Origin of the sequence: Campylobacter sp. CS_NA3 (assembly GCF_027797495.1) — a bacterium.
Taxonomy (GTDB): Bacteria; Campylobacterota; Campylobacteria; order Campylobacterales; family Campylobacteraceae; genus Campylobacter_B.
In genome coordinates this window covers 52,061-79,007 of the sequence record NZ_CP115609.1, presented here as the reverse complement: position 1 = coordinate 79,007, position 26,947 = coordinate 52,061, and the positions used below count along the sequence as shown (strand labels likewise).

The window sequence follows — 26,947 nt, the reverse complement described above, 5'->3', positions numbered from 1 at the left end:
TAATTTTCGTAAGAATAATAGCAAAAATAAGTTTAAACTTGTCTTATATTAATTAAGATTTTTTATTATTTAATATAAAATTTGTAATAGTATTGTAATCAAGTCCTAAATTCGCTTCAACTATGCCAGTATTGCCGTGTTGGATAAATTTATCGCTATATTCAAAACTATAAATTTTTATATCATAAATTTTATTATCTTGTAAAAAACCGCCGAGTATTTCAGCGATACCGCCCTTTTTCGCACTATCACTAAAAACATACCAAATTTTATCTTTTTTAGCCAAATTTAGTAAAAATTCACTATCTAATGGCTTAGCAAAAACCAAATCCACAACATCGCAAGGAATTTCATTTTCTAAATTTAAAGCCACTTTGCAGGCCTTACCCACAGCGTTTCCATAACCGATAAGAGCGACATTTGCGTTTTTATTATCTTGCAAAAAACAGGCTTTTGTAAAATCCAAAATCTCTAAATTCGCAAATTTATCTTTAAATTCGTCTAAAATAAAGCTTCCCCGCGGATAGCGAATTGCCAAAACTCCCTTATGCGCGTAAGAATACTCCATTAAAGCATGAAAACTTCGCTCGTCCCTTGGAGCGCACATCGAGATATTTGGTATCGCATTTAAAAAGCTTATATCAAATGCGCCTTGATGCGTCTCGCCGTCTTCGCCGACGATTCCTGCTCTATCCATTGCTAAAACTGCATCTAAATTCATAATAGCTAAATCATGGATCACTTGATCATAAGCGCGCTGCATAAATGTCGAATAAATGGTAATGTAAGGCTTAAAGCCTTCCTTTGCCATCGCCGCCATTGAGCTAACTGCGTGTTGCTCGGCTATTGCTGCGTCCCAAAAACGATCAGGAAAAGCTTCCATAAGCTTATCGATGCCTGTTCCATTTGGCATAGCAGCCGTTACGCCTACGACATTTTCGTGTTTTTTGGCTAAATTTAACAAAGCTTCGCTATAAATATCAGTCGCTTTTTTTAGGCTTTCGCCTTTTTTAAATTCGCCGCTTTGCAGATCAAAAGGCCCCACGCCGTGCCACGATACTTCGTAACCTTCGGCTTTTTCATAACCCTTGCCTTTTATGGTTTGAGCATGAATCACCACGGGCTTTTTCATCGCTTTTGCCGCTTCAAGAGCGTTTATAATCTCAACCAAATTATGCCCGTCGATTGGACCAATATATTCAAGACCTAGCTCTTCAAAAAACATTCCGGGCATGATTAGACGCAAAGAATTTTCAAATTTTTTAGCCATATAGGTTGCGCCTTTTGGCGCGTGAGATAAAATTTGCGTAACCTTGCCTTTGAATTTTTGATACATTTCCCCTGCCATAGCCTGACTTAGATATTTACTCAAAGCCCCGATTGGCTTGGAAATGCTCATTTTATTATCATTTAAAAGGATTATACAAGGAAGTCTTAAATCGCCCAGCTCGTTCATAGCTTCATAAGCTATCCCGCCACTCATCGAGCCATCGCCGATAAATGCGATAGGAATTCGATCTTCGTTTTTAAGTTTTATGGCTTTTGCTGCTCCAAGAGCTAGTGAAATCGAAGTCGAGCTATGTCCCGCGATAAAATAATCAAATTCGCTCTCGCTTGGCTTTGTATAACCGCTGATACCGCCAAATTTACGCAAACTCTCAAAACTATCCCAGCGATCCGATAAAAGTTTATGAGCGTAGCTTTGATGACTAACATCAAAGATAAATGGATCTTTTTTAGCATCAAAAACGAAGTGCATAGCTACGATTAGCTCAACCGCACCGATATTTGAGCTTAGATGACCGCCGTTAGTGCTAACGACTTCTAAAATGCGAGAGCGAATTTTTTCGCAAAGCTCGATTAACTCATCTAGCGAATAGTTTTTAATATCCATTACAAATACTTTTCAAGCGTTTTAAGTAACTTATCGTTTTGTTTTGGCAGCCCTATGGTAATGCGAATTGCGTTTAAGCCATAGCCTTTTAGATTTCGCACGATTATGCCTTTTTTAAGTAACGCATTTGAAATAGCCGTGCTATCGAACATTTCATCAAAAACGAAAGTGATAAAATTCGTATATGAATTTATGAAATTTATGCCGTTTTCGTCGGCAAATTTTTCATATTTTTTCATCTCTTTGAAATTGTTTTTCAAAGTCTCTTTTACAAATTTTTCATCTTTAAGCGCAGCTAATGCCGCAACTAGGCTGATAGTTGTTACATTAAACGGCGGACGAAGTTTGTAAAGAGCATTTATGATATTTTCATCTGCTACGCCATATCCTATACGCATGCCCCCTAAACCATAAAGTTTAGAAAAGGTGCCAAGATAAAGAACATTTTTGAAATTTTTAACGATAAATTCAGGTCTAATCTCTTTATTTTTATCTTTATATGTCGCAAATTCGTTATAAGCGCCGTCAATGACAACTAGCACATTTTCGTCGATTTTGCGAATAAATTCATAAACTTCTTTTGCGTCCAAACACTCACCCAACGGATTGTTTGGCAAACAAAGAAAAATCACGCCGATTTCATCTTTGTGTGCGTTATAAATTTCTAAAAATTCACTCAAATCGTGCATTTGCGATTTTGTGCGATAAACTTTGCTTTCGCAGTGAGCTGCGTAAATTCCATACATCGCAAATGTAACTCCTGCCGTTAAAATGGCGGTTTTCGCACTCGTTTTTGCATGAAGTGCAAATTCGATTATCTGGTCGCTTCCTGAACCGATGATGATATTTTTTTCGCCGACATTATAAAATTTAGATAACGCCCCTTTTAGCTCAAACATAGAATCATCAGGGTATAAATGCGCATTTCGTGCATTTTTTTCAATCGCCTTTTGAACCTTTTTGCTCGTTCCCATTGGATTTTCATTACTTGCTAGTTTGATAACATCATCTTTGTCGATGCCAAATTCACGCACGACTAGCTCGATTGGCTTTCCTGCTTCGTAATTACTTAAATTTTCTACAAATTCGTTAAATTTCATTGTATCTCTCCGTTTATATAACTTCCTAACCACGATATTTCGTGACCCCTTTTGTGCGCATCTTCTAGCACACGCTTAACCTTTTCATCATCGATATGACCTTCAAAATCTATGTAAAACCCGTATCTAAAATTTTTGGCTTTTTCCGGTCTGCTTTCAAGTTTAGTCAAATTTATACCTTCATTTCTAAACATTTGAAGAAGTTCGACTAGACCACCCGGTCTATCGTCAGTTTTAGCCAAAATGCTTGTTTTATCATGTTCGCTTTTTTGATTTTTAAAATCACTTAACACAAAAAATCTAGTTCGATTTGCCGAATTATCTTCGATTTTTTCAAAAACAATCGGAAGATCGTATAAATTCGCTGCTATTTTTGAGCAAATCGCCGCCGAATTTGGTGTTTGCGAAGCTGTTTTAGCTGCTAATGCCGTTGATTTTGTAGGGATAAATTCAGCCCCTATTAGATTGTGATCGTCTAAAAATTTGCGACATTGATTATAACCTTGCGGGTGCGAAAAAATCGTCTTAATCTCGCCAATATCGGTGCAGTTACTAGCAAATGAGTGATGAATATCCATATAAATTTCAGCCACAATCTTCACGCTATCGTATTTTCGCAAACAATCAAGCGTAACGCCAACTGCTCCTTCTGTGTTGTTTTCTATCGGCACGACGCCGTATTTAGCACCGCCATTTATAAGCTCTTTAAAAACTGCTTCTATGTTTGAAAGCGGCAGATACGAGCTAACCGCACCAAAACGACTTTGCGCTGCTTGATGAGTGTGCGTTCCAAAAGGTCCTAAAAATGCGACAACTTGCGGTTTTTCCAAATTTCTTGAAACCGAAAAAATCTCAAAAAATATCGCTTCGATCGCATTTTTGCTTAAATTTTTTGTTTTTGCACTTCCTAGCCTAGAAATTATCGCCCTTTCGCGTTCAGGTCTGTAAATCGCCGTTCCTGTTGAGTTTTTTAACTCGCCGATTTTTTTGACAAAATCCATTCTTTTATCAAGAAGTTCCAAAATTTGCATATCGACTTCATCTATGCAATTTCTCAAATCATCAATATTTTGCACTTATCGCTCCTAAAAACTCATCTACACTTTTAAAAACAAAATCCAAAATTTTAGGCTCAACGCCGGAATTTTCCACCTTTTCAACTTTTCCGCTAAGCACCAAAGCCGTTTTCATACCAAGCGCTTTTGCGCCTTTTAAATCGCCAAGCGCATCATCGCTAATGATAGTTATATCGCTAAATTTAAGCCCATTTTTTTGCAAATTTAATAGTCTTAACGCTTCGTTATAAAATGCCAAACTTGGTTTGCCAATGGCGTTAAATTCGCAGTTTGTGGCTGTTTTTATCATATTTGCGACCGCGCCCACGCCCGGATAGAGCCGTCCGTTTTTTTTGTAAATGCTAGTTTCATGTAGCGGGATAAATTTCGCTCCACCCAAAACAAGCTCAATCATATTTGCAAATTCGCTAAATTTAAAATCGTCCCAGCTTGCCACAAGGACTGCATTTTTTGATTTTAAATTTTGCGTAAAACCCAAATTTTGCATAGTTTGCTTAAATTCGTCCGCCCCAAAAAGTGCCGCATCGCACGGAGTTATAAAGCGATTTAAAACGCAAAATGGATCAAGGTAAGAGCCGTCCTTTATATCTAGTCCCTTACCCCTTAAATTCGCTAAAAAATCATCACTTTTTGCCTTTGTGTTGTTTGTGATAACCACATAGGGCAAATTTTTCTCGTTCAAAAAATTTATTAGCTCTTTTGCCCCTTTTATCGGGCTTTTGTCGCTATCACTAAGCAAAGTTCCTTGAACATCGATCAAAAAGCTCACAAATATTCCTTTTCAAGTGCGATTAAATCTTCAAAACTTTCTCGTTTGCGAATAAGTCTAGCTTTGCCGCCCTGCACGGCGACTTCTGCGGCTCTGCCACGCGAATTGTAATTACTCGACATAGTAAAGCCATACGCCCCTGCACTTTTTACGCAAAGCAAATCGCCGCTATTTAAATTCGGCAACTCCACGCCCTTTGCCAAAAAATCTCCACTTTCGCAAATTGGCCCCACTATATCACAAGGCGAATTTTCATTAGAGTTTGCTGAATTTAGTGCGTTTATTTCATGGTAAGCGCCATATAAACTTGGTCTTATTAAATCGTTCATAGCACCATCGACCACGACAAAGCGTTTTTCGTTATTTTTCTTTTCATATAAAACTTTTGTTAGGAAAATTCCGGCATTTCCTACCAAAAATCGCCCCGGTTCGCATACGATTGTTACATCTAGACCACTAAGATTAGCTAAAATTCCTTGTGCGTAATCGTATAAATTTATCTCTTCTTCGCTTTGATATTTTATGCCTATTCCTCCACCGATGTCAAAGAATTTAATCTCTATTTTTAGTGCCAAAAGCTCTCGCAAAAGTTTGCTTACAATGCCACTAGCTTCGATAATAGGGGCAATATCGGTTAGTTGCGAACCTATGTGAAAGTGAATTCCAACAGGGTTTAAAAATTCGCTATTTTTTGCATAAATATACATTTTTTTTGCTTCATCGATACTAACGCCAAATTTATTTTCATTTAGACCAGTCGAAATATAAGGGTGCGTTTTCGCATCGACATTTGGATTTACACGAATTGAAATTCTAGCTTCCTTGCCAAGCTCTTTTGCCACGCTTTCAAGGCGAAGCATTTCAGCATAGCTTTCTAAATTTATCATCAAAATATCGTTTTCTAAGGCTTCTTTTAACTCAAAATCTTGTTTGCCCACACCTGAAAATACGATTTTATAAGAATTTGCTCCTGCTTCAAGAGCGCGTTTGACCTCTCCGATACTAACGCAGTCAAATCCGCTTCCTAAATTTGCTAAATGCTTTAAAACGCTTAAATTTGAATTTGCTTTTACGGCAAAACAAACGAGCGATTTTCTTGCGTTAAATGAATTTTTTAGAGCTAAATAGTTTTTTTCTATCGCGTCAAAATCATAAACATAAAGCGGTGTGCCAAATTTAGTGGCTATTTCATTATAATTCATAAAATTCCTTGAAAATAAAAAAGTTATAAATTCTAGCGAAAAAAGCTTAACGGTGCTTAAAAACGAGATATAATGCAAACAAAAACATTGCAAAAATTGGCATTATGATACCAAGTTCAGGGATAATCACGCCGTTTAGGGAAAATCTTATCAAAACAAACAAAACGCCCCAAATGCAAAGCGTGGCAATAAAAAATCCAAAGCTCAAAAGTGCAAGGTTGAAAAATCGTCCGGTAACTGGCAGATAATAATACAAAATCAAAACCATAAGCGGTGCAAAAAGCGGAAAGAAAATCATATTGTATAAATTTGCTTTAATTGAACCGACATTTATACCTTGTGATTTAAAGGTTTTTATCGATTTTACGGCTTCTGAAATGGTATAAACATTTGCAGAATCATAAACGCTTTCGATTGTATTTGGATCAAATCCGCCAAGAGCGGTTATGTCGTTTTGGATTTCGTATTTCAAACCATCTTTTCCAAGCTCAAATTCGCTCGGCAAAATGGTAGTATTTAACTCACTAAAATGCCATTTTTTATCTTCATAAATGCCTTTTTGGCTACTTGATTTTGAAATCAAAGCATTATCTTTAACTTCAAAAAATGCAATATCGCTTGCGGCTTTCGCTCCCGGATTTAGCTCTTTTATGTAGATATATTTGCCTTCAAATTTCAAAAACATATCATTACTAAGCGACCAAATTTGCGAGAAATTCGTCAAATTCTTTTGAAAACGAAGCGAGTATGCAAACGGGGTATTATTTAAGCCGATATAAATAAGCGTTATGATTAAAGCTATCAAAAATGGCGGAACTATAAATGAATTTTTACTAACTCCAAGCGCGTAAAAACTAACAAATTCGTTGCTACGAATCATATTAAAAGCTGTGATGATTAACGCAAAAATCAGGCTTAAAGGAAGCGTGTAGGTTACAGCTACACTCGCGGTTAATGCGATATATAAAAGAGCCGTGTTTGCGCTTTGCGGGAAGTCTTTTAAATTTGTCAGCACATCGATACCGACATAAAAGCACTCCAATGCGATAAACAAAATAACGACATATTTAAAATAAACATAGCCTACATATCGCGAGTAAAGCTTCAAACTTAATCCTTCAAGCAGTTTTTCGTGTTGAATTTTGCCGAAATTTCGTTAATATTTGATTTTATCAGCTCTAAAAGCCCATTTTTAGCATATTTTAAAATCTCTTTTAAGCACTCTTTTTCGTTTGCATTGAAATTTGATAAAACAAAATTTGCCGTGTTTGATTTAAAACTTGGCAAATTTAGACTTGATAAATTTGAAATTTGCGAAAGCGGAGAATTTGCTGAATTTTTTGAATTCGCAGAATTTGCCGAATTTGGCAAAGAATTTTCGCTTCGTCCCACGCCTATGCGAATTCGCTCGTATTCGTTGCCAATTAGATTATCAATTGACTTTATGCCGTTGTGTCCGCCGCTACTGCCACCAAATTTAAACTTCATAGCACCAAATTTAAGGTCGATGTCATCGTGGATAACGATAATTCGCTCAGGTTTGTAAAAATCTTTAACGGCTTTGACCGAATTTCCGCTTAAATTCATAAAAGTTTGTGGTTTTAAAAGTAGAAGCGAACCTTTTTTATAAAGTTCGCCTTTGAATTTTGACAAGCTTCCGACGGCGTCGAAACCGCCGCCCGATATAAGCTCGTCAATCAGCATAAATCCTACATTATGCCTTGTATTTTTATACTCATCTCCCGGGTTTCCTAAACCTACGATAAGTATCATTTTACGCCTTATTTAGCTGTCAAAACTCCGACAACTGCGACTGATTCTTTTTCGATAATGCTAACGCCTTTTGGAAGCACAATATCTCTAACTAGGATAGAATCGCCCACATCAAGCTCAGTTACATCAAGCGTGAAATCATTTGGAATATCTTTTCCTGCGCATTTTACGGCTAGGCGTCTTTTTGATTGCACCAAGACACCTTTGTTTTTAAGACCTTTTGCGATACCTACGACTTTAACAGGGATTAGGTATTTGCTGACTTCTTTGTCATCAACAACACGCAAATCAACATGTAACAAAGCGTTTGTTACAGGGTGTTTTTGATACTCTTGGATTACGACTTTGTAAGTTTTTCCGCCAACGCTTACTTCAAAAGGAAGTGTTTTTTTGGCTCTTACGGCTTTGATAAAATCATTTGATTTAAACGCAGCGTTTATATTTTCAAATCCTTTCGCGTAAATGTTTGCGATTAGATAACCATCTCTTTTCAAGGCTTTTGAAGACCTTTTACCGATACTCTCTCTAACGATACCTTCTAACATCGTTGTCCTTTCGTAAAAAATAGGCTGAGAGTATAGCGAAAAATTTATAAAAACAAGTTGAATTTACACTTGTTTATCGCCGTTTTGATTAAATAAAATTCTATGCCAGTTTGTGCAAATTTTCTTTAAAAATTCCAAGAATTTCTATATGGTCATCATATATGAAAAACGGCACAACATAGCCTTTATAAATCAAATCTCTGACCTTTTCATCATTTAGTTTTTGATTTTTGCGAAAACGATATGGCATAGGAAAAATATCATCAATCTATTTCTTTAAATTCATAGCAAATTCATTTGCTCTATCTTTGCTATCAAGCGATATAAAATTTACGATTACTTCGATTTCGTCGATAAATTTATCGCTATATTTGATTACCATTTAATGCCTTTTTTGGCTAATCTTTCTCTTACTTCATCGTCGGTGTGGAGTTTTAGTTTTCCACTTTTACTTTTTTCATAAATTTTTTGAAGCTCATTTTCATCTTTTTCGCTTAGATGTCTGGGTTCATTTTCACAAGTTATGATAGTATTTGGATCGAGATTAGCAAGGGCTTGTATGGCTTGAATAACATTTATATTATCAGTTTGGATACTAAAAGTTTGCATAATAAATCCTTTTTTATGATTTTACATTTTAATTTTACTAAATTTCAAGCGTGAATTCAATAAATTTTTTAAATTTGCAAACTTAAAATCCCTAATAACAAAAACTCTCGCCACTTGCACGGCAATTAAATTTCCTAATCACTTCGTTTTGCTTTTGCACGGCTTCATTGACTACGCACTGAGCGTATTCTTGGAGATTCTATTATGGTGGGCAAGGATGCCCACCCTACGATACTAACTATCAAAAATTGTAATAAATCAAAACTAATATCAAACCTAAATTTAAACAAATAAGTCCGATATAAAGAAATATATAAGCACAAAATATAATGAAAACACTAAAAAGATATAGTATGCTTATAGACCAAAATTTAAACGATTGATAAAAACTATCTTTATTTTTAGTTTTTAATCTTTCTTGAATTTTTTGAATTTCTTTTTTAAGTTCGTCAAAATCGATAACACCAAAACAAAAAAGATTTTTAACATTGATTTGGAAATGAAAAAATGCACGACCTAAAATTAAAAGCGAAATTACACAGAAAAAAACCCCAATTTTTCCTAGAAATACCGCTATTTCGCCCATTTTATTCCTTAATTGCCTTTCTAAAATTTTCAGGCGTATTGCCTTTTAAATTTGAAATAAAAATGAGAAATAACAAAAATATGCTTCCTTTTAGGCAAAAACTTGTCGTTTTGTCTTGTCTTTGCGGTTCTTTGAGTTTATTTTCATAATCGTATTTTATGTAAATTTTGCCATTTTCATCTTGGAGTTGCAGAATTCTATCGTGATAAAATAAAGTGTTTGGTTCGCTATAAATTTTAATTTTTTTGCCTTTTAGATTGTAGTAAATTTCTCGCTCATTTTTTCTGATTTGATAAAATTTGTGTTCTTTTTCGCTTAAATCTAAACGCAATGTCCCACTGCTTCCTTTTGCTTTATACCAAACAGTTTTTAAAATTCCTTCGTTAATGTCGAGATTTTCTAGCGTTTTTGGGTTGTAAGATTGTTGGCTTAAATAGCCCAAGAATATCATATATAAAAAAGCAAAAATCAATCCATACGACATAATGCATAAAACCGCATGTAAAGTTGATATTGGTTTTTTAAAAATTCTATAAAAGAAAATCAAATAAATATAGCTATTTAACCAACGATTATGTAAGTTCAACTTCTTACCTTTCCAAATTCAAACTAACTTTGAATTCTACTCAATTTTTACCTAATTCATACTTACGATACTATATTTATGTAATGCGATACATGTTATAAGATAAATTTTATGTATTGCAATACGATTTTATAAATTTACGCAACAAATAGAACGACTTTTAACGATAAATTAAAATCATGTGATAAAACATAATGAAATGAAACATAATATTTATAAAAAAGTATCGTAGAGTGGGCATCCTTGCCCACCGAAAAAAGATAAAATAATTCAATAGTAAATTTAAATAAAGATTCTTTGCTTCACTTCGTTTCGCTCAGAATAACAACATTGAAACAAATTGATTGATTAAAGCATAAAATGGTGGGCAAGAATGCCCACCCTACGGATACTAAATTTGGATAAATTTATGCCGATGATTTTTCGCAGGACGGGCATAAGATAAGACTTTTTTGTCTATCGTTGCTCGTCCTGCGAAAAAGCTAGGCTAAATTTAATTCTATAACTCTTTTAATTGAACGACTTCGTCTTCCATACCGGCGTTCATATCCTTTCCGGCTTCCAAATTCGCTTGTTGTTTTTTGGCTAAATCGGCATTTTTAATCATCAAGTCAAGGTCGCTTCGTTTTGAAGCCTTATCTAGTGCTTCGCTTTTTGTAATGCGTCCTTCTTTATACAAATCAAGCAAGTGTTGGTCAAATGTTTGCATACCGTAAGTGTTGCGACCGTCGGCAATCGCATCAGGGATTTCGCCGTCGCGACCTTCGAGTATCATATCTTTGATACGAGTGTTTTTACGCAAAATTTCAACTACCGCACATCGTTTGTCGTCCGTTGTTTTGGCAAGGCGTTGAGAGATAACCGCTTCGATAACAGCAGCAAGTGTGATTTTAATCCGCTCTTGTTCGCTTGGCTCAAACATAGTTATAACCCGTCCGATAGTCTCTTTGGCATCGACGGTGTGAAGTGTCGAAAACACAAGGTGTCCTGTTTCAGCAGCGTGAAGCGCTGTTTCGATAGTCTCTAAGTCCCGCATCTCGCCCACGAAAATAATATCGGGGTCTTCACGAAGTGCTGCACGGATTGAGTCGGCAAAAGTGTTGCAGTCTTCGCCGATAGCTCGTTGATTTATGACACATTTATCATCTTTAAAAACAAACTCAACAGGGTCTTCGATAGTTACGATATGGCTCGTTCTGCTTTGATTTATGCGGTTTATCATACTTGCGATTGTGGTTGTTTTACCGCTTCCAGTAGGTCCTGTTAGCAAAACGATACCACGCATAGTCTCATCGCAAATTTTCTTAATCGATTCAGGAAGTCCAAGCTCGTCAATAGTAGGAATTTTAACAGGAATTGTTCTAAAAACCATGCTAATGCCGTCGATTTGAAAGAAAATATTTACACGGAAGCGATAATTTTCATTTAATGCGTATGTAAAATCGGCGCTTTTATTTTTAATCAAATCGCTAAATCTGGTTCTAAGAAGCACTTTTGCAAGCTCAATGCCGTCTTGTTGCGTAAAAATATTTTTACTAAATTTGACAAGTTCGCCATTAATTCGACCGCGAATCACGCTACCTGATTTGATATGCAAATCGCTACCGCCGTTTTGAACCATAAATTCAAGGTATTTGTTTAGCCTATCTCTTTGAGCGTAGTTTAGGTTGTTTAAATCAACGGTTTCATTACCTTCTAGTCCTCGCATACTCTATCCTTTCTTTAAAGCTTTGATTATATCGTCAAATGCGATGATGAATTGTTCCAATCCGTCATCAAGCAACTTTTTATAAACCTTTTTCATGTCAATTCCGGCGTTTTTGACCTTTTCGAAAAATTCGTCGATTTGCTCGTTTGTTAGTGGCACCTTTGGCGAATTTTCGGTTTTTATAAACGCTTTTATTGTATCAAGCGGAGCGGTATTTATGCAGTTTTCAAACAAAAGTTCGCTCACATAATAATCTTTTGCTAATTCGTCGCCTTTTACACCGGTGCTAGCAAAAAGCGGTTTAACGAAGCTTAAATTCGCTTCTTTTATGATATTGTAGCATTTCATAGCATTAATTATACCCACTTTTGCTTTTGGCAGACCTGCGTTAGCCATTTTTTCATCGAGCATTCTATCAAAACGGCTAACAAAAATGCTAATAACCGCTTTTGGTAAATTTGCTTTTGGAAAGTATCTTTTAAATCCTGCAATGCCTTCTTCAAAGGCTTCAAGGCATTTTTTAGTCTGCTCAGGCGAAAAAATCAAAGTCGCATTTACATTTATGCCCTTGCGTATTAGTTCGCTCATCGCTTCATATCCGTCCTTTGTGGCAGGGACTTTTATCATCACATTTGGCATACCGATTGCACCGTAGAGATGTTTGCCTTCTTTAAATGTAGCTTCTGCTTTGTTGCTTAAATTTGGATCGACTTCGATACTAACAAAGCCGTCATCTGCGTTTATGTAGTTTTTAAGTAAGCTTTCTGCCGCACTTCTAATATCTTGCGTAGCTAGAATTTCATAAAGTTTTTTTGGCTCTTTTTTCTTAAATTCTTCCTTTGCTTCTGCGTAAGCCGGGGAATTTAAAAAAGCGTTTTTAAAAATAGACGGATTTGAAGTCGCTCCGTTAATCGTGCCGTTTTTTATAAGCTCGTTAAATTCGCCGTCGATAAAATCACGCTCTAAAAAGTCGCACCAAAGGCTAAATTTAACCTTTTCGTTATACATATTTCATAACCTCCCTTAAATCTTTTGTATCCACACAATGCGTTGCCTCTTTTTTCAAAATTTCGTGAGCGCAAAATGCGATTTTTAGACCAGCTTCACGAAACATCGAAACATCGTTTGCGCCGTCCCCAACGCACATAATTTCATCTGAATTTAAATTTAAAAGCGATTTTAGCTCTCTTAACATCGCCCCTTTTGAGTAGCCAAACATTATCTCTCCGCCCACAAGCCCTGTTAGGACGCCGTCTTTTTCGTGCAAAATATTTGCAAAACTAGCGTCAAATCCTAAAACTTTTTTGGCATGATCGGTTGCTATGTGGTAGCCGCCGCTAAAAACAACGACTTTGATATTTTTTGATTTTAGATAAGCTATAAGCTCTTTTGCGCCTGTGATGAAAGGCAAATTCTTAGCGATTTTTTCTATTTCACTTACTTTAACGCCCTTTAAATACGCAACTCTTTCAACCAAGCTTTCAAAAAAATCAAGCTCGCCAGCCATTGCTCTTCTTGTAATATCAGCAACTTCTTTTTCTTTTCCGACACTTCTAGCAAACTCGGTTATAGTCTCGCCGTCCATAAGTGTGCTATCAAAATCAAAAACACAAAGTTTAATCATATTTTTCCTTTTAAAAGCTTTATTATAACTATTTTAAATTTAAATTTAGACAAAATTCATCAAATTTACTTGTTTTATCATCAAATTTGTAAATTTTTGGTTTAACGCCAAAACAAGCTAAATTTATATAAATTTTTTTACCAAATTCCAAAACGCTGTCTTGATGATAATGCCCTTCAACCACGATTTTAGCGGTATAGTTATGAATTTTTGGCTCTATAAAATTTGTAAAATTTTCAGCTTTTCTATCCAAATTTTTCTTTGATTGAGCGTTTAAAATAGCTTTTGTGATAGCATAATTTAACATTGTATCAAGGGCATTTGCGATTTTTAAAAAAATTTTATTTCGCAAAAACAAAAGCGCGGTTTGTGTCTGTTTTGGTAAAAAAATATCGCCGTGAGAAATTTGCAAAATTTCGTCCATATCGCTTTTAAAACTCACGGGCTGTTCTTTATTTGCAAAAACTTTTACGCCAGAAAAAATCTCTGCTAGATTAAAATCATGGTTGCCTTCAAAATAAAAAATCTCGCATTTTTTTGAAATTTCATTTATCAAATTTATCTCAAATTCATAAAATCTTTGCGAATATGTCGTATTTGCCAAAAAATCAAACATATCGCCAAGCATAAAAATTTGGCTTGGCAAATTCTCATTTTCAAGCGAATTTAACTCTTGCAAAAATGCACGAAAATTCGCTCTGTTCGTATTTGCGTGGGCATCGCTTAAAAAAATCGCACCGCTTTTAATTTTATAAATTCTTGCCACGCTTTAAATTCCGTGAGAGATTTTTGGCAATGCCATGTTTTGGCTTATGCCAAGCATTAAATTCGCATTTGCCACAGCTTGGCTTGAAGCGCCTTTTAGTAAATTATCAATGGCTGAATTTATCCAAATTTTATCTCCGTCGGTTTTTACAAAAATATCGCAAAAGTGCGTTCCTGCGACATTTTTTATATGCACTGGTTCGTTTCTAACGCGGATAAATTCTTCATCTTTGTAAAATTCTTTTAAAATTTCCATTGCGTCGATTTTTTCTTTCAAAACGCCAAATGCGCTAACTAACATTCCGCGCGTTAATGGAAGCAAATTTGGCACAAAAATCGTGTTAAATTCGGTGTTTGCCCTAATTGAAAGTTGTTCTTTGATTTCATCTGCGTGGCGGTGCGAAATTGGCGAGTAGGCATTTGCGTTTTCATTTACGCTCACAAAATGGCTTGTAGCTTTTAAGCCCTTTCCTGCGCCACTTACACCGCTTTTAGCATCGATAAAAACGCCGATTTTATTATCCATAAATTTTAAAAACGGCGCAATCCCTAAAATCGAACAAGTCGGATAACAGCCCGGATTTGCCACCAAATTTGCCGTTTTGATTTTTTCGCGATTAAGTTCAACCAAACCATAAACAGCGTGGGCTAAATTTTTTGGATCTAAATGTGTCGTATAATTTTTCTCATAAAGTTCTAGCGAAAGGCGATAATCCGCACTCAAATCCACAACTTTTGTAGTGTCAAAACTCAAAATCGTCTGTGCGAATTCCATAGCTTTTTCGTGCGGCAAGGCTAAAAAAACCAAATCACATTTTTGTGCTGCCGTTTTTGGGTCGGCGATTTCGACTTTCATATCCAAAACACCGCTTAGTTGCGGGAAAATTTCACAAATTTGGCTTTCACTCGTGGCTGCAAGATAAGAAATCTCAAACTCATCGTGGCGAAGTAAAATCTTTATAAGCTCCAAACCCGTATAACCGCTAATTCCGATAATTCCGACTTTTTTCATCATTTTTCCTTATGCAAATTTGATAGGTTTATATGAAACGCTTAAAATTTCTATATCTTTTCTGCCGTTTGGCAAATTTAGCGTTATCTCATCGCCCTCGCTCTTGCCTAATAGCTGTTTTGCAAGTGGCGTATTGATATTTATCAGCCGTCTTGAAACATCGGCTTCGCTAAAACCGACTATGACATAGGTTTCTTCAATCTCGGTTTCAATATCCATAAATGTAACGGTTGAGCCAAATTTGACCTTATCATGCTCGTATGAGCTAGGATCAATAACCTTTGCTCTTGCCACTATATCGCTGATTTCAGCAATTCTAGCTTCTATAAAGGCTTGTTTTTCTCTTGCTGCGTGGTATTCTGCGTTTTCTTTCAAATCGCCGTGGCTCCTAGCGATGTCGATGTCTTCGACGATTTTTGGGCGTTGAACTGTTTTTAAATCTTTAAGTTCTGCGGTAATTTTTTCATAACCATAAAGCGTCATTGGTTCGGTTTGTTCCATAAATTTTCCTTTATTAAATTTTTTAAAATTATACTTTTTCTTGTTTAAATTTAAGCAAATTTGCAACATTTTTTGCACTGCCAAATTTCAAATACTCCCTTAAATCGGCACATGCACGACTAAATTTTTCATAATCGCAATTTTTATACGCATTATACAGATTTTCCGCACTTACTTCATCTTGCAAAAGCTCGATATGAAGTGGTTTTTCGCCCATAAAATCAAAAATAATATTCGCAAGTCCGGCGAATTTTAGCTTCACAAATTTTCTAGCGATATACATATCAATCGCCTTTGCCTTATAACAAAGCACAAACGGAGTGCCGATCAGTGCGGCTTCAAGCGTGGCAGTTCCTGAGCAAATAAAGGCAAATTCGGCATTTACTAGTGAATTTATCGTATCGTTTGAAATCTCAAAAAAGCTAGTATCGCCGTAAATTTCAGCCAAATTTGGCATTAAAAATTTCGGCACCACAAGTGTTTTTTTGTGATTTGCAAATTTGCGAGAAAGCTCCCTATAAATCGGCATTAAACGCGTGATTTCGCTTCTACGAGAACCCGGCATAAAAACCAAATTTCCGTTTTTTTCGTAGCTATTTTTTTGAATTTTAATCTCATCTAAAAGCGGATGTCCGACATAAGTCGAGCGATTATAAAATTTGCTATCAAAAGGCAAAATTGAAGCCAAATTATCGCAATACTTTTCCACTTTTGCGACCCTGCCCTTTTTCCACGCCCAAACCTGCGGTAAAATATAATAAGTTATCGGCGTTTTTACACCTTGCTCTTTAAGTTTTTGTGCTAATGGCAGGTTAAAAGCAGGACTATCGATCAGCAAAACTCCGTCGCAAGTATCTGCTAGTTCCACCATTTTTTTCATCGCTTTTTTTGCTTTGAAAATAAGTGGTAAAACTTCTACAAAGCCCATTGCAGAGAATTCCTTGCTATCATAAATCGCGCTGCCAAATTTTTCAAATTTTTTATCAAAAATTCCACAAATTTCGCACTCGCCAAGCTCGTTTAAAACCTGCTCAAAATGCAAATTTGCCGAAGCTTCCAAACAAGAAACAAGGTATCGTTTCATAAAATTCCTATAAATTTTTTACAGAAATTATAGCAAAGATATGTTAAAATTGCTAAATTTTAAATTTAAGGAAAGTTTATGAGAAAAATTTATCTTTTAATTGCAACTTGCTTTCTTTTAATAGGTTGCACAAACGAGCCAAAATACGAAAAAAGAGTAATAGAACAAACTCCGCAAGAAATAGCTTATTATGAAAATTTAATAAAAGGCAAAAGCCCAAGTGAAGTTGCCAAATTAAGTGTCGAAGATGTCGCAAAAAAGCTAGGCGGAACAAAAGTGCGAACAAAAATTGATGGCTTTGTTACATTTGAAGAGATTTTTGCCGAAAATGAAAATGTGATTTTTAACTACTCATTAAGTTCGGCTTATGCGAATTTATCGATGAAAGATAGAGAAAAATTTATGACTTTTGCCGAAAAAGATTTAGTTAGTAGGGTTTGTAGTTTGCAAACTGCACGAAATTCGCTAAAACACGGACAAAGAGAAGTGCATAGATATTTTTATGAATACCCGCAAAGTCCCGTTTTTGAACTAAAAGTCGATGAGCAAATTTGCGTTAAAGCAGGTTTATAAATGAAGGAAATTTTAATCACAAATGACGACGGTTTCGAAGCAAGGGGAATGCTCGAACTTGCTTGTGCGCTAAAAAAAATCGCAAATGTTACAATCGTAGCTCCAAGCTCGGAAAAATCGGCTTGTTCGCACTCTTTGACACTTACAAAACCGCTTAGATTTATCAAGCTTGATGACGGATTTTTTAAGCTTGATGACGCTACGCCATCAGATTGCGTTTATTTGGGCTTAGAAATGCTTTTTAACGCAAAAAAACCAGATCTCATCATCTCAGGCATAAACCACGGCGCAAATGTCGCCCAAGACATAACCTACTCCGGCACTTGTGGTGGCGCTATGGAAGGCGTTTTACAAGGAATTCCATCATTAGCGGTAAGTCAATTTTATATGAACGATAGCCTAGATAGATACGGCTTTGACTTGGCCTGTGAAATCACGCTAAATTTGGTGGAAAAAATCTTTAAAAACGGCTTTCCGTTGCCGTCAAAACAATTTTTAAATTTAAACTTTCCGGCTGTTGGCAAAGCCGAATTTAAGGGGCTAAAAGTCGTTGCTTGTGGAGATAAATTTTACTCCACCGACGCCCAAACAAATCGCAATCCGCGTGGCTGGGAATACCACTGGTTAGGTCTAACGGATTTTAATTTTGATAAATCTTTAAATTTAAATACCGACATTGGCTTACTTACCGAAGGATATGCAACGCTAACGCCAATAAGTCTAAATTTAACGGCACATAATGAGCTAAAAAGTGTGGAAAAATGGCTATTATAGATGATTTAACCTGCTCGAAATCGCTTCGTAATTCAAGCCAAAACACAGAAATTATTAATAGATTTACCCGCTCTCGTTGGCTTTTTGGCGAAAGTTTTGAAAAACTACAAAATGCAAAAGTTTTGGTTTGTGGCTGTGGCGGCGTAGGCGGCGCTACCATAGAATGTCTATATCGCTCAGGCGTAATAAATTTAAGCGTGATTGACTGCGATAAATTTGATATTACAAATCAAAACAGGCAGTTTGGAAGCGAAAATTTGGGTGAAAAAAAATGCGAAGTTTTTGCGAAAAAATTTGACGGTGTAACGCCTATTTTTGCTAAAATCGATGATGAATTTTTAGAAAAATTTGATATTAGCAAATTTGATTTTGTTATTGACGCCGTTGATGATATTCGCGCTAAAATCGCACTTGCCGTTAAATGCAGTGAAAAAAATATCAAATTTATTAGCTCACTTGGAGCGGCAAAGCGCCTAAATCCTAGTAAAATTAAAATCACTTCTATTTGGAAAACCCACAGCGACCCGTTTGCTAGAAAATTTCGTTATGAGCTTAAAAAATCTGGTTTTAAAGGCGATTTTCCTTGCGTTTTTTCAGAAGAAGAGCCAAACTGCAAAAAACTAGGTTCTTTTATGGGCGTAACGGCTAGTTTTGGGCTATTTATCGCTAGTTTTGTGGTGCGAAATTTGATAGAAAAGTAATTATATCATCAAAAATTTACTTATAAATTTTTTGTTAAATAAATTTATAAAATTTCAAAAAAAATCTATTTTTTAACTAAATTTTGTTAATTTAATATTAATTTTTAAAATTTTCTTTTATTTTATGATAAAATTATATGAAAAATTTAAGAGGTGTAAAATGAGCGTTGAAGATATAATTGTAGATTTAAATGAAATCGAAAAAAAAGTTCCTATGGAGGTCAAACTTCTAATCCAAAATCAAAAAAAACTTGACAAATTAAATGTTCTCATTGTCGGCAAAACTGGTGTCGGGAAAAGCACACTTATAAATACGATTTTTGGACGAAATGTTGTTAGGACTGGTTCGGGCGAACCTATTACTAAAAAAATCGTTGAAATCAAGATTAACAAATTTTTTAGTATCTATGACACAAAAGGGCTTGAAATGAGCAATTTTGAAGCTACGCTTGACGATATTAAGAGCTTTATAGAGCAAAAGGCCCATTCAAGAGATCCTATTCATATAGTTTGGTTTTGTATCGCCGAAAGCGGTAGGCGCTTGGAAGTTAAAGAAAAACGCCTATTTAATATGATAAAAGATAAAAATATACCAATCATAGCCGTTATCACAAAAGCTCAACAAGACAAAGATTACAACGGAGAAAAATTTTCAGATATAGTAAAATCAAATTTAGAAATTTCGACTTCCGTTTTACAACGAGTAAGGGCATTGGAAGTAGAAGATGATGACGGTATTATTAAAAAAATCAGCGGCATTGATGATTTGATTACAAAAACTTTTGAAATTCAACGCCTTGCTGCCAGTAAAAAGGTTATGTTTGCCAAATTTCAAACTTATAATAAAAATCTTAAAAAAACGGTTGCGCTTGAAATCACGCTAAAACACTCAGTCTTAGCAGCCAGTATGACGGCTGAAAACATCGCATTTTCGGATATTGCGCTACTTTTGCCGGTGCAAATATATATGATAGAGTATATCACTTCGATTTATAATCTAGAAATTTCAAGGGAAGATATTTTAAAAATTCTCTCTGAATTTGACCGTATTATCGGCGTTGGATTTGAAATAAAATCAATCGACGGCGATATTGTGCGACTTGCGCCGTTTAATGACTTGCTAACTGACGGGATTATAAATTCGTCTGTGGCGGCAAAAATGACGAAGTTAATCGGCGAAATTTACACTAGGTATTTGGACGAAAATTTCGATGGAATTTATGAGGGCGAATTCGATCCTGTTTCAAATTTAAATCGCCAAAAGATTAAATATATAATCACAAATAAGCTTATAATGGGAGATTAAAATCCCATTATAACGCCATTTTGGCGCATTTTTTAGCGTGGATTATCGTCGTGTCAAATACCGGAATTTCCAAATCATTTTGCGAAATCAAAAGTCCGATTTCTGTGCAACCTAAAATCACACTTTTTGCCCCTAAATTCGCAAGTCTATCGATGATTTTTAAAAATTTCTCTTTTGAAGATGACAATATTTTTCCTAAACAAAGCTCATTAAAAATGACCGAATTTATAAATTCGATCTCGTCATCATTTGGGATAAAAACTTCTATACCTTGTTCGATTAATTTTTCTTTATAAAAATCCTGCGTCATCGTATATTTCGTGCCAAGAAGTATGGTTTTATCGATATTTTGGGCTTTTAGTTCATCAGCAGTGGCTGTGGCGATATGCAAAATGGGAATTTGCAAATTCGCACTGATTTGTGGTTCAACCTTGTGCATTGTGTTGGTGCAAATAGCGATAAAATCGGCTCCCGCGAGTTCTAGGCGTTTAGCAGCGCTAGCTAAAATACGACCGGCTCTCTCCCACTCGCCCTTTGCCTGACACTCTTCAATCTCGCTAAAATCCACACTATAAAGCAGAATTTTTGCACTATGCAAACCTCCAAGATGAGCTTTTATCTCTTCATTTATGATTTTGTAGTAAGTAGCCGTGCTTTCCCAACTCATTCCGCCGATTAGTCCGATAGTTTTCAAAAAAAATCTCCTTGAAAAATTTAGATAATTTTAACCGAATTTGGTAAATTTAACCCTTTTTCGCTAATAAAAATATACACGAAATAATCAAAACAAAGCCTACAAAATCTAAAAACACAAACTGCGTTTTAAGCCAAAAATGTGCAAAAAATGCTGCGCTAACTGGCTCAATCGCGGCGATTAGGCTTGCTTTTGGTGCGCCGATTAATTTCACCCCAATCATATAAAAACTAAATGCTAAAACCGTTCCAAAAAACACAACGCCCATGAGTGCTAAAAATCCGCTAAAATCGCTAATACCTTTTAAATTCCAAACTTGCAAAAACAAACCCAAAACTACTCCGCCAAGCACCATACCCCAACCTAAATTTAGCACAACAGGATATTTTTGATTTAGTTTTTTTGGTGCAAGATTATAAACGCAAACACAAACTGCGCTAAGCAAACAAAAAATAAGTGCCTTTTGACTAATAACAAGTGAGTCTAAATTTCCGTGCGTAGCTAAAATCACAACACCCAAACTTGCTAAAATCAAAGAGATAAATTCGCTGATTTTTGGCAATCGTCTTTCATTTACACATACAATCACTAAAATCATAGCTGGTGCTGTGTATTGGATCACGGTAGCGACTGCGGCATTTGAAAGCTCGATAGAATAAAAATAAAAATACTGCGTTAGCATTAAACCTAAAAGCGAAAAAGCTAAAAACTGCGGATAAAGTCTTTTATCTTTAAGCGGTGCAAAAAATCTTTTATCGCGCAAACGAAATGCACAATAAAAAAGCAAAACCACGCCAGCGCAAAAAAGTCGATACGGAACAAGCCAGTTTGCGCTCACGCCCTTTACTTCGAAAAGATACTGACCGCAAACCCCGCTAAACCCCCAAAAAATTCCGCCAAGAAGTGTTATGAAAATTCCAAAAATTATACTTTGCGTTTTCATATTAATTGAATTAAATTTATAAAATTTCGGCAAATTTAGCATAAATTTCACGCAAATTTGCCGAATTTGTGAATTTATTTTTGACCTAAATACTCTTGCAAACTTTTTACTTCTAGTGCAGAGCCATCTTGCATAGAGCAAACAGAAAGTGTCGCAGCAAGGGCAGCTTTGACCGTTGTAAAATACGGCAACTTAAATCTTAATACGCTTTGGCGAATTTTAGCTGCATCGCTACTACTAGATTTGCTGTCGCTTGTATTTATCACTAACGCAATGTCGCCGTTTTTGAGCCTATCTTCGATATTTGGTCTGCCTTCGCTAATCTTATAAACAAATTCGCACTCAACGCCGTTAGCAGTTAAAAGTTTGTGCGTTCCGCTTGTAGCGCAAATTTTAAAGCCGATTTTTGTTAAAGCAGTGGCAAGTTCGACGGCTCTAAGCTTGTCATGTTCTGCCAAAGACAAAAATACTAGCCCGTCGCTTGGCAAGACATTATTTGCAGCGATTTGGCTTTTTGCAAAACTTTTTGCGAAATTCTCGCCGATACCCATAACTTCGCCAGTGCTTTTCATCTCGGGTCCTAAAATCAAATCCGCTCCCGTGAGTTTATTGAAAGGAAAAACGCTTTCTTTTACGCAGATATGGTTTTTGATTTTTGGTTTTAAAATGCCTTTTTCTTCGCTTAGAACGCCAAATTGATCGTAAAATTTCAAAGCTTCTCTTAAATTTCCTTGCCACATAACGCGAGTTGCGACCTTTGCCATAGGAATTCCCGTTGCTTTGCTCACAAACGGCACGGTGCGGCTAGCCCTAGGATTTACTTCAATCATATAAAGTTCGTTTTCATAAATGGCAAACTGGATATTCATAAGCCCTACAACGCCCAAATTTAGGGCGATTTCTTTTGTTTGACGATTTACCAAATCAATCATCTCGGCACTTAAACTCATCGGCGGCAAGATACTAGCACTATCGCCTGAGTGAATTCCTGCTTCTTCGATATGCTCCATAATCGCGCCGATATAGACATCTTTTCCATCGCTTATAGCATCGACATCAAGCTCAACGGCATCAAGCAAAAATTTATCGATTAGCACAGGCGAGTGGTAGCTTACACTTACTGCTTCGTTCATATAGGCTTTTAACTCGGTTTCATTATGCACTCTTCTCATCGCTCTACCGCCAAGCACATAGCTTGGTCTTACTAATACTGGATAGCCAATAGCGTTAGCTTTTTCTATGGCTTCGGCTTCGCTTATAGCTGTGTCGTTTTTAGGCTGTTTTACGCCGATTTTATTTATAAATTCGCTAAATTTTTTGCGGTCTTCTGCCATGTCGATTGTTCTAGCACTAGTTCCTATGATTTTAGCACCGATTATATTTAATCTTTTTGCGAATTTAAGCGGAGTTTGACCACCAAAATGCACGATTACACCATCAGGCTTTTCTGCTTCGATTACACTTCTAACATGCTCGAAATCAATCGGTTCAAAATACAAAATATCGCTAGTGTCATAGTCAGTAGAAACCGTTTCAGGGTTGCAGTTATACATAATGGTAGTTATTCCCATATCTTTTAACGCATAACTTGCATGAACACAACAATAATCAAACTCGATGCCCTGTCCTATGCGGTTTGGTCCGCCGCCGATTATTAGAACTTTTTTATTTGAGCTATCAACCACTCTGCTTGGAATCCCAGCCGTTATATTTGTGCTAGAATACAAATATGGCGTAAGAGCCTTAAATTCTCCCGCACAGGTATCGACTTCGTTATATTCAAGAGTGATATTTTGTTTAGTTCTAGCAAAATAAATATCGTTTTGCGTTAGCTCGACATTATCTGTTTTATTTATCAAATATGCTATCATGCGATCTGAAAAGCCCATAGTTTTAGCCCTTCTAAGCAACTCAGGGTTATTTATAATATCCATATCGATTTTGCTTTCAAATTCGACGATTTCGTGAATTTGGCGTAAAAACCAAGGGTCAATTTTTGTAAATTCAAAGACCTCATCAAGCGAAAAACCGTTTCTAAAAGCTTGTGCGATATATAAAATTCTAGCTTCCTGTGCGTTTCTAAGCCCAAAAATCAAATCATCTTTGCTTAAATTTAGCTCGATAAATCCGTAAAAACTCTTCTCCATAGAACACAAGGCTTTTTGGATACTCTCTTTGAAACTGCGACCTATCGCCATTACTTCACCGATACTTTTCATCGCAGTGCCAAGATATGGGTTTGATCCCGGGAATTTTTCAAACGCAAAACGCGGAATTTTTGTAACGATATAATCAATCACAGGCTCAAAGCTTGCAGGAGTGCCTGTAATGTCGTTTTTGATTTCATCTAGGCTAAATCCCACAGCTAGCATGGTAGCGACCTTGGCTATCGGGTAGCCTGTGGCCTTACTAGCTAGGGCTGAGCTACGGCTAACGCGCGGATTCATCTCGATTACTATCATGCGACCGGTATTTGGATTTATGGCAAATTGCACATTGCTTCCGCCCGTATCGACGCCAATCTCACGCAAAATCGCAAAACTCGCATCACGCATTCGTTGATACTCTTTATCTGTAAGAGTTAGAGCCGGTGCAATCGTAATGCTATCACCCGTATGCACACCCATAGGATCAAGGTTTTCGATAGAGCAAACGATAATGCAGTTATCTTTATTATCTCTGATAACTTCCATTTCATACTCTTTCCAGCCAAGCAAACTCTCTTCAATCAAAATTTCGTGAATCGGACTTATATCAATGCCGTTTTGCGCGATTTCTTTAAATTCATCGATATTATATGCTACGCCACTTCCTGCGCCACCCAAGGTATAACTAGCGCGAATTATCAAAGGAAAGCCGATTTCACTAGCAGCGTTCATCGCTTCTTCGATATTATAAGCATATTTTGATTTTGGTAAATCCATACCGATTTTTATCATCGCTTCTTTGAAAGCCACGCGATCTTCGCCTTTTTTGATAGCTTCGGGTTTTGCCCCAAGAAATTTTACATTGCCTAGCTTTCCGCTTTCATAAACTTCCATAGCGACATTTAGGGCAACCTGTCCGCCCATAGTAGGCAAAATAGCATCGACTTTTTCTTTTTCGATAATTCGCAAAATGCTCTCTTTGGTAATCGGCTCAATGTATGTTGCGTCCGCAAAATCAGGATCTGTCATAATCGTAGCCGGATTTGAATTTATCAAAACTACTCTATAACCTAAATTTTTCAAAGTTTTAGCAGCCTGTGTGCCACTATAATCAAATTCACAAGCTTGACCGATGACGATAGGACCAGAACCTATCAACAAAATTGTTTTAATATCGCTTCTTTTTGGCATTATTTATCCTTTGTAACAACATACAAAAATGTCGGCATACTCTGCCCTGCGTATGGCTCAACGACGGCACTTTTGTATAGCTGTTCATCTTTTATCTCTTTTACTTTTCCAACCGGCACTCCTGCGAAAAATACGCCATCAAGTCCGCTAGTAAAAACCTCATCTCCTACTTTTGGCTCTAACCATTGTGGTATAAATTTAACACTTATACCATTTGAATTTCCGTTTGCAAGTCCGGGAATTTTATTTTCTCCAACAAAAACGGCAAAAGCACTTTTTTCGTCCCTTTGCAAAATAGCCAAGGGCTTATTATCTTTATTTAGCAAAATCCCTGCCGTGTTGCCTTCGCTAATAAGCCCATAGACTTTATCTTGCTTAAATTCGGGGAATTCGACCCAAAATTTATTATAATCGCTCGTTTGAGCATAACTTAAAATTTTTACAAGTCTTACATCGGGAGCAAATTTAGACGAATTTTTATCTATTAAAATTTGATTTAACTCCCAAGCAAAAGTTGAGAGCAAAGCAGCGGATTTTTCTAATTCTTTGTTTTGCTCTCTTAAAATTTTTATCTCTTCGGCTTGTCTAAAATGCTCGTTTATCGTATTTTTTATAAAAGCGGTTGTTTCGTAATATTTATTTATAATAAAACCGGAAAATTCAACCACACCGCCCCTTATCTGCGATCCGAAAACAAGCGATAAAATAACAAAAGCTACGGCTATAAAAAGCGGCTTTATATTAGTCATTTGCTAATTGTTTTAAATAACCAATTTCTTCAAGTGCTTTACCTGTTCCTTTTGCGACTGCCAAAAGCGGTTCGTCTGCAACAAAAACAGGAAGTTTAACTATATCGCTTAGATATTTATCAATTCCTCTTATCAAAGCTCCACCGCCTGTTAGCACAACGCCGTTTTCTACGATGTCGGCTGCAAGATCAGGCGGCATCATTTCTAAGACCGTTTTTAGGGCATCGGCTATCTCTTTTAAAGGCTCTCTCATAGCTTCTCTAACATCTTCGCTTGTTATTTCAATCCTACTTAAAAGTCCGCGCACTTGATCGCGTCCTTTTACGCTCATTTCAAGCTCTTTTGGAAGTTGAATTGCCGTTCCTATTTTGATTTTTATCTCTTCGCCGACTCTTTCACCGATAAGCAAGTTATACTTTTCTTTTACATAATTTACAATGCTACTATCGATTTTATCACCTGCTGTGCGAACAGATTTTGAAATAACAAGTCCGCCAAGAGAAATAACGCCGATTTCGGTCGTTCCACCGCCAATATCAACTACAAGTGATCCTTTTGGCTCTTTTATAGGAAGTCCTGCACCAATTGCCGCTGCCATAGGTTCTTCGATTAAAAAAACTTCCCTTGCTCCTGCTATCATCGCACTTTCTCTGACGGCTTTTCGCTCAACTTGTGTTAGTCCGTAAGGAACAGAAATGATAATGCGTGGGCTGATAAAAAATTTGCGTTTATGCGTTTTTTCAATAAAATATCTAATCATCTTTTCAGTCATATCGAAATCCGCTATAACGCCGTCTTTCATAGGGCGAATAGCTTCTATATCGCCCGGAGTTTTTCCGACCATCTCTTTTGCTTCGTGTCCTACTGCGAGAATTCGTTGTTTGCCGTATTTTTCGTTTTGCACAGCTACAACGCTTGGTTCGTTAATGATAATACCTTTGTCTTTGACTAATACCAAAGTATTAGCCGTCCCCAAGTCTATCCCCATATCGCTTGAAAATAGTCCTAAAACTGAATCTAACAACATTTTTTTCC

27 protein-coding genes are annotated in these 26,947 nt (G+C 36.3%); 4 read left to right on the top strand and 23 right to left on the bottom strand.

Annotation, left to right across the window (positions count from 1 at the left end):
• Positions 1-52 precede the first annotated feature (52 nt).
• From dxs to lpxB, 18 genes are all read right to left on the bottom strand, one after another.
• Positions 53-1,894, bottom strand: a complete 1,842-nt coding sequence (gene dxs, locus PF026_RS00405) for a 1-deoxy-D-xylulose-5-phosphate synthase (protein WP_270863074.1) — start codon at positions 1,892-1,894, stop codon at positions 53-55.
• Positions 1,894-2,994 (bottom strand): histidinol-phosphate transaminase, encoded by a 1,101-nt coding sequence (gene hisC, locus PF026_RS00400; protein ID WP_270863073.1) that lies wholly within the window; start codon positions 2,992-2,994, stop codon positions 1,894-1,896. The genes dxs and hisC overlap by 1 nt, the downstream gene beginning before the upstream one ends.
• On the bottom strand, positions 2,991-4,070 hold the full coding sequence (pheA, locus tag PF026_RS00395; protein ID WP_270863072.1) for a prephenate dehydratase: 1,080 nt from the start codon (positions 4,068-4,070) through the stop codon (positions 2,991-2,993). The genes hisC and pheA overlap by 4 nt, the downstream gene beginning before the upstream one ends.
• On the bottom strand, positions 4,057-4,839 hold the full coding sequence (locus PF026_RS00390) for an HAD-IIA family hydrolase (protein ID WP_270863071.1): 783 nt from the start codon (positions 4,837-4,839) through the stop codon (positions 4,057-4,059). The genes pheA and PF026_RS00390 overlap by 14 nt, the downstream gene beginning before the upstream one ends.
• Positions 4,836-6,041 carry a diaminopimelate decarboxylase gene (gene lysA / locus PF026_RS00385; protein WP_270863070.1) on the bottom strand — a complete coding sequence of 402 codons (1,206 nt, stop codon included), beginning with the start codon at positions 6,039-6,041 and terminating at the stop codon, positions 4,836-4,838. Before lysA ends, PF026_RS00390 begins: the two co-directional genes overlap by 4 nt.
• A 46-nt stretch (positions 6,042-6,087) precedes the next feature.
• Positions 6,088-7,149: an LptF/LptG family permease gene (locus tag PF026_RS00380; RefSeq protein WP_270863069.1), complete on the bottom strand. Its 1,062-nt coding sequence runs from the start codon at positions 7,147-7,149 to the stop codon at positions 6,088-6,090.
• A gap of 2 nt (positions 7,150-7,151) precedes the next feature.
• Positions 7,152-7,814, bottom strand: a complete 663-nt coding sequence (pth, locus tag PF026_RS00375) for an aminoacyl-tRNA hydrolase (RefSeq protein WP_270863068.1) — start codon at positions 7,812-7,814, stop codon at positions 7,152-7,154.
• 8 nt (positions 7,815-7,822) lie between these two features.
• Entirely contained in the window at positions 7,823-8,359 is a 537-nt protein-coding gene (locus PF026_RS00370; protein WP_270863067.1) for a 50S ribosomal protein L25/general stress protein Ctc, read from the bottom strand.
• Positions 8,360-8,459: 100 nt separating this feature from the next.
• Positions 8,460-8,609 carry a hypothetical protein gene (locus PF026_RS00365; RefSeq protein WP_270863066.1) on the bottom strand — a complete coding sequence of 50 codons (150 nt, stop codon included), beginning with the start codon at positions 8,607-8,609 and terminating at the stop codon, positions 8,460-8,462.
• A gap of 125 nt (positions 8,610-8,734) precedes the next feature.
• Complete coding sequence (locus tag PF026_RS00360) at positions 8,735-8,968, bottom strand: hypothetical protein (RefSeq protein WP_270863065.1); 234 nt, start codon at positions 8,966-8,968, stop codon at positions 8,735-8,737.
• Between the two features lie 587 nt (positions 8,969-9,555).
• Positions 9,556-10,140: a hypothetical protein gene (locus PF026_RS00355; protein ID WP_270863064.1), complete on the bottom strand. Its 585-nt coding sequence runs from the start codon at positions 10,138-10,140 to the stop codon at positions 9,556-9,558.
• A gap of 499 nt (positions 10,141-10,639) precedes the next feature.
• Complete coding sequence (locus tag PF026_RS00350; RefSeq protein WP_270863063.1) at positions 10,640-11,848, bottom strand: type IV pilus twitching motility protein PilT; 1,209 nt, start codon at positions 11,846-11,848, stop codon at positions 10,640-10,642.
• Between the two features lie 3 nt (positions 11,849-11,851).
• Positions 11,852-12,856 (bottom strand): transaldolase, encoded by a 1,005-nt coding sequence (locus PF026_RS00345; RefSeq protein ID WP_270863062.1) that lies wholly within the window; start codon positions 12,854-12,856, stop codon positions 11,852-11,854.
• Positions 12,849-13,472 carry a phosphoserine phosphatase SerB gene (serB, locus tag PF026_RS00340; RefSeq protein WP_270863061.1) on the bottom strand — a complete coding sequence of 208 codons (624 nt, stop codon included), beginning with the start codon at positions 13,470-13,472 and terminating at the stop codon, positions 12,849-12,851. Before serB ends, PF026_RS00345 begins: the two co-directional genes overlap by 8 nt.
• A gap of 28 nt (positions 13,473-13,500) precedes the next feature.
• Complete coding sequence (locus tag PF026_RS00335) at positions 13,501-14,238, bottom strand: UDP-2,3-diacylglucosamine diphosphatase (RefSeq protein WP_270863060.1); 738 nt, start codon at positions 14,236-14,238, stop codon at positions 13,501-13,503.
• A gap of 3 nt (positions 14,239-14,241) precedes the next feature.
• Positions 14,242-15,249, bottom strand: coding sequence for an N-acetyl-gamma-glutamyl-phosphate reductase (gene argC, locus PF026_RS00330; protein ID WP_270863059.1), 1,008 nt, complete (start codon positions 15,247-15,249; stop codon positions 14,242-14,244).
• 9 nt (positions 15,250-15,258) lie between these two features.
• On the bottom strand, positions 15,259-15,750 hold the full coding sequence (gene greA / locus PF026_RS00325; protein WP_270870380.1) for a transcription elongation factor GreA: 492 nt from the start codon (positions 15,748-15,750) through the stop codon (positions 15,259-15,261).
• 28 nt (positions 15,751-15,778) lie between these two features.
• A complete protein-coding gene (gene lpxB, locus PF026_RS00320; RefSeq protein ID WP_270863057.1) occupies positions 15,779-16,834 on the bottom strand; it encodes a lipid-A-disaccharide synthase in 1,056 nt (351 codons plus the stop codon).
• A 78-nt stretch (positions 16,835-16,912) separates the two neighbouring features.
• Here lpxB and PF026_RS00315 point away from each other — a divergent pair, with 78 nt between their 5' ends.
• The 4 genes from PF026_RS00315 (at position 16,913) to PF026_RS00300 (ending at position 20,188) form a co-directional block, all read left to right on the top strand.
• Positions 16,913-17,407 carry a hypothetical protein gene (locus PF026_RS00315; protein ID WP_270863056.1) on the top strand — a complete coding sequence of 165 codons (495 nt, stop codon included), beginning with the start codon at positions 16,913-16,915 and terminating at the stop codon, positions 17,405-17,407.
• The gene (gene surE, locus PF026_RS00310; protein ID WP_270863055.1) at positions 17,408-18,181 is read left to right on the top strand and encodes a 5'/3'-nucleotidase SurE; all 774 of its coding nucleotides are present in this window, start codon (positions 17,408-17,410) and stop codon (positions 18,179-18,181) included.
• Positions 18,182-18,231: 50 nt separating this feature from the next.
• Positions 18,232-18,882: a tRNA threonylcarbamoyladenosine dehydratase gene (locus tag PF026_RS00305; RefSeq protein WP_270863445.1), complete on the top strand. Its 651-nt coding sequence runs from the start codon at positions 18,232-18,234 to the stop codon at positions 18,880-18,882.
• A gap of 160 nt (positions 18,883-19,042) precedes the next feature.
• Positions 19,043-20,188: a GTPase gene (locus PF026_RS00300; RefSeq protein WP_270863054.1), complete on the top strand. Its 1,146-nt coding sequence runs from the start codon at positions 19,043-19,045 to the stop codon at positions 20,186-20,188.
• Between the two features lie 7 nt (positions 20,189-20,195).
• On the opposite strand, the gene PF026_RS00295 is transcribed toward PF026_RS00300, so the two are convergent.
• The 5 genes from PF026_RS00295 to PF026_RS00275 form a co-directional block, all read right to left on the bottom strand.
• Positions 20,196-20,882: an aspartate/glutamate racemase family protein gene (locus tag PF026_RS00295; RefSeq protein WP_270863053.1), complete on the bottom strand. Its 687-nt coding sequence runs from the start codon at positions 20,880-20,882 to the stop codon at positions 20,196-20,198.
• A 49-nt stretch (positions 20,883-20,931) separates the two neighbouring features.
• A complete protein-coding gene (locus PF026_RS00290) occupies positions 20,932-21,825 on the bottom strand; it encodes a DMT family transporter (protein WP_270860276.1) in 894 nt (297 codons plus the stop codon).
• A 74-nt stretch (positions 21,826-21,899) separates the two neighbouring features.
• A complete protein-coding gene (carB, locus tag PF026_RS00285; RefSeq protein ID WP_270863052.1) occupies positions 21,900-25,163 on the bottom strand; it encodes a carbamoyl-phosphate synthase large subunit in 3,264 nt (1,087 codons plus the stop codon).
• A complete protein-coding gene (gene mreC / locus PF026_RS00280; RefSeq protein ID WP_270863051.1) occupies positions 25,163-25,912 on the bottom strand; it encodes a rod shape-determining protein MreC in 750 nt (249 codons plus the stop codon). Before mreC ends, carB begins: the two co-directional genes overlap by 1 nt.
• Entirely contained in the window at positions 25,905-26,939 is a 1,035-nt protein-coding gene (locus tag PF026_RS00275) for a rod shape-determining protein (RefSeq protein ID WP_270863050.1), read from the bottom strand. Before PF026_RS00275 ends, mreC begins: the two co-directional genes overlap by 8 nt.
• Positions 26,940-26,947: the final 8 nt, after the last annotated feature.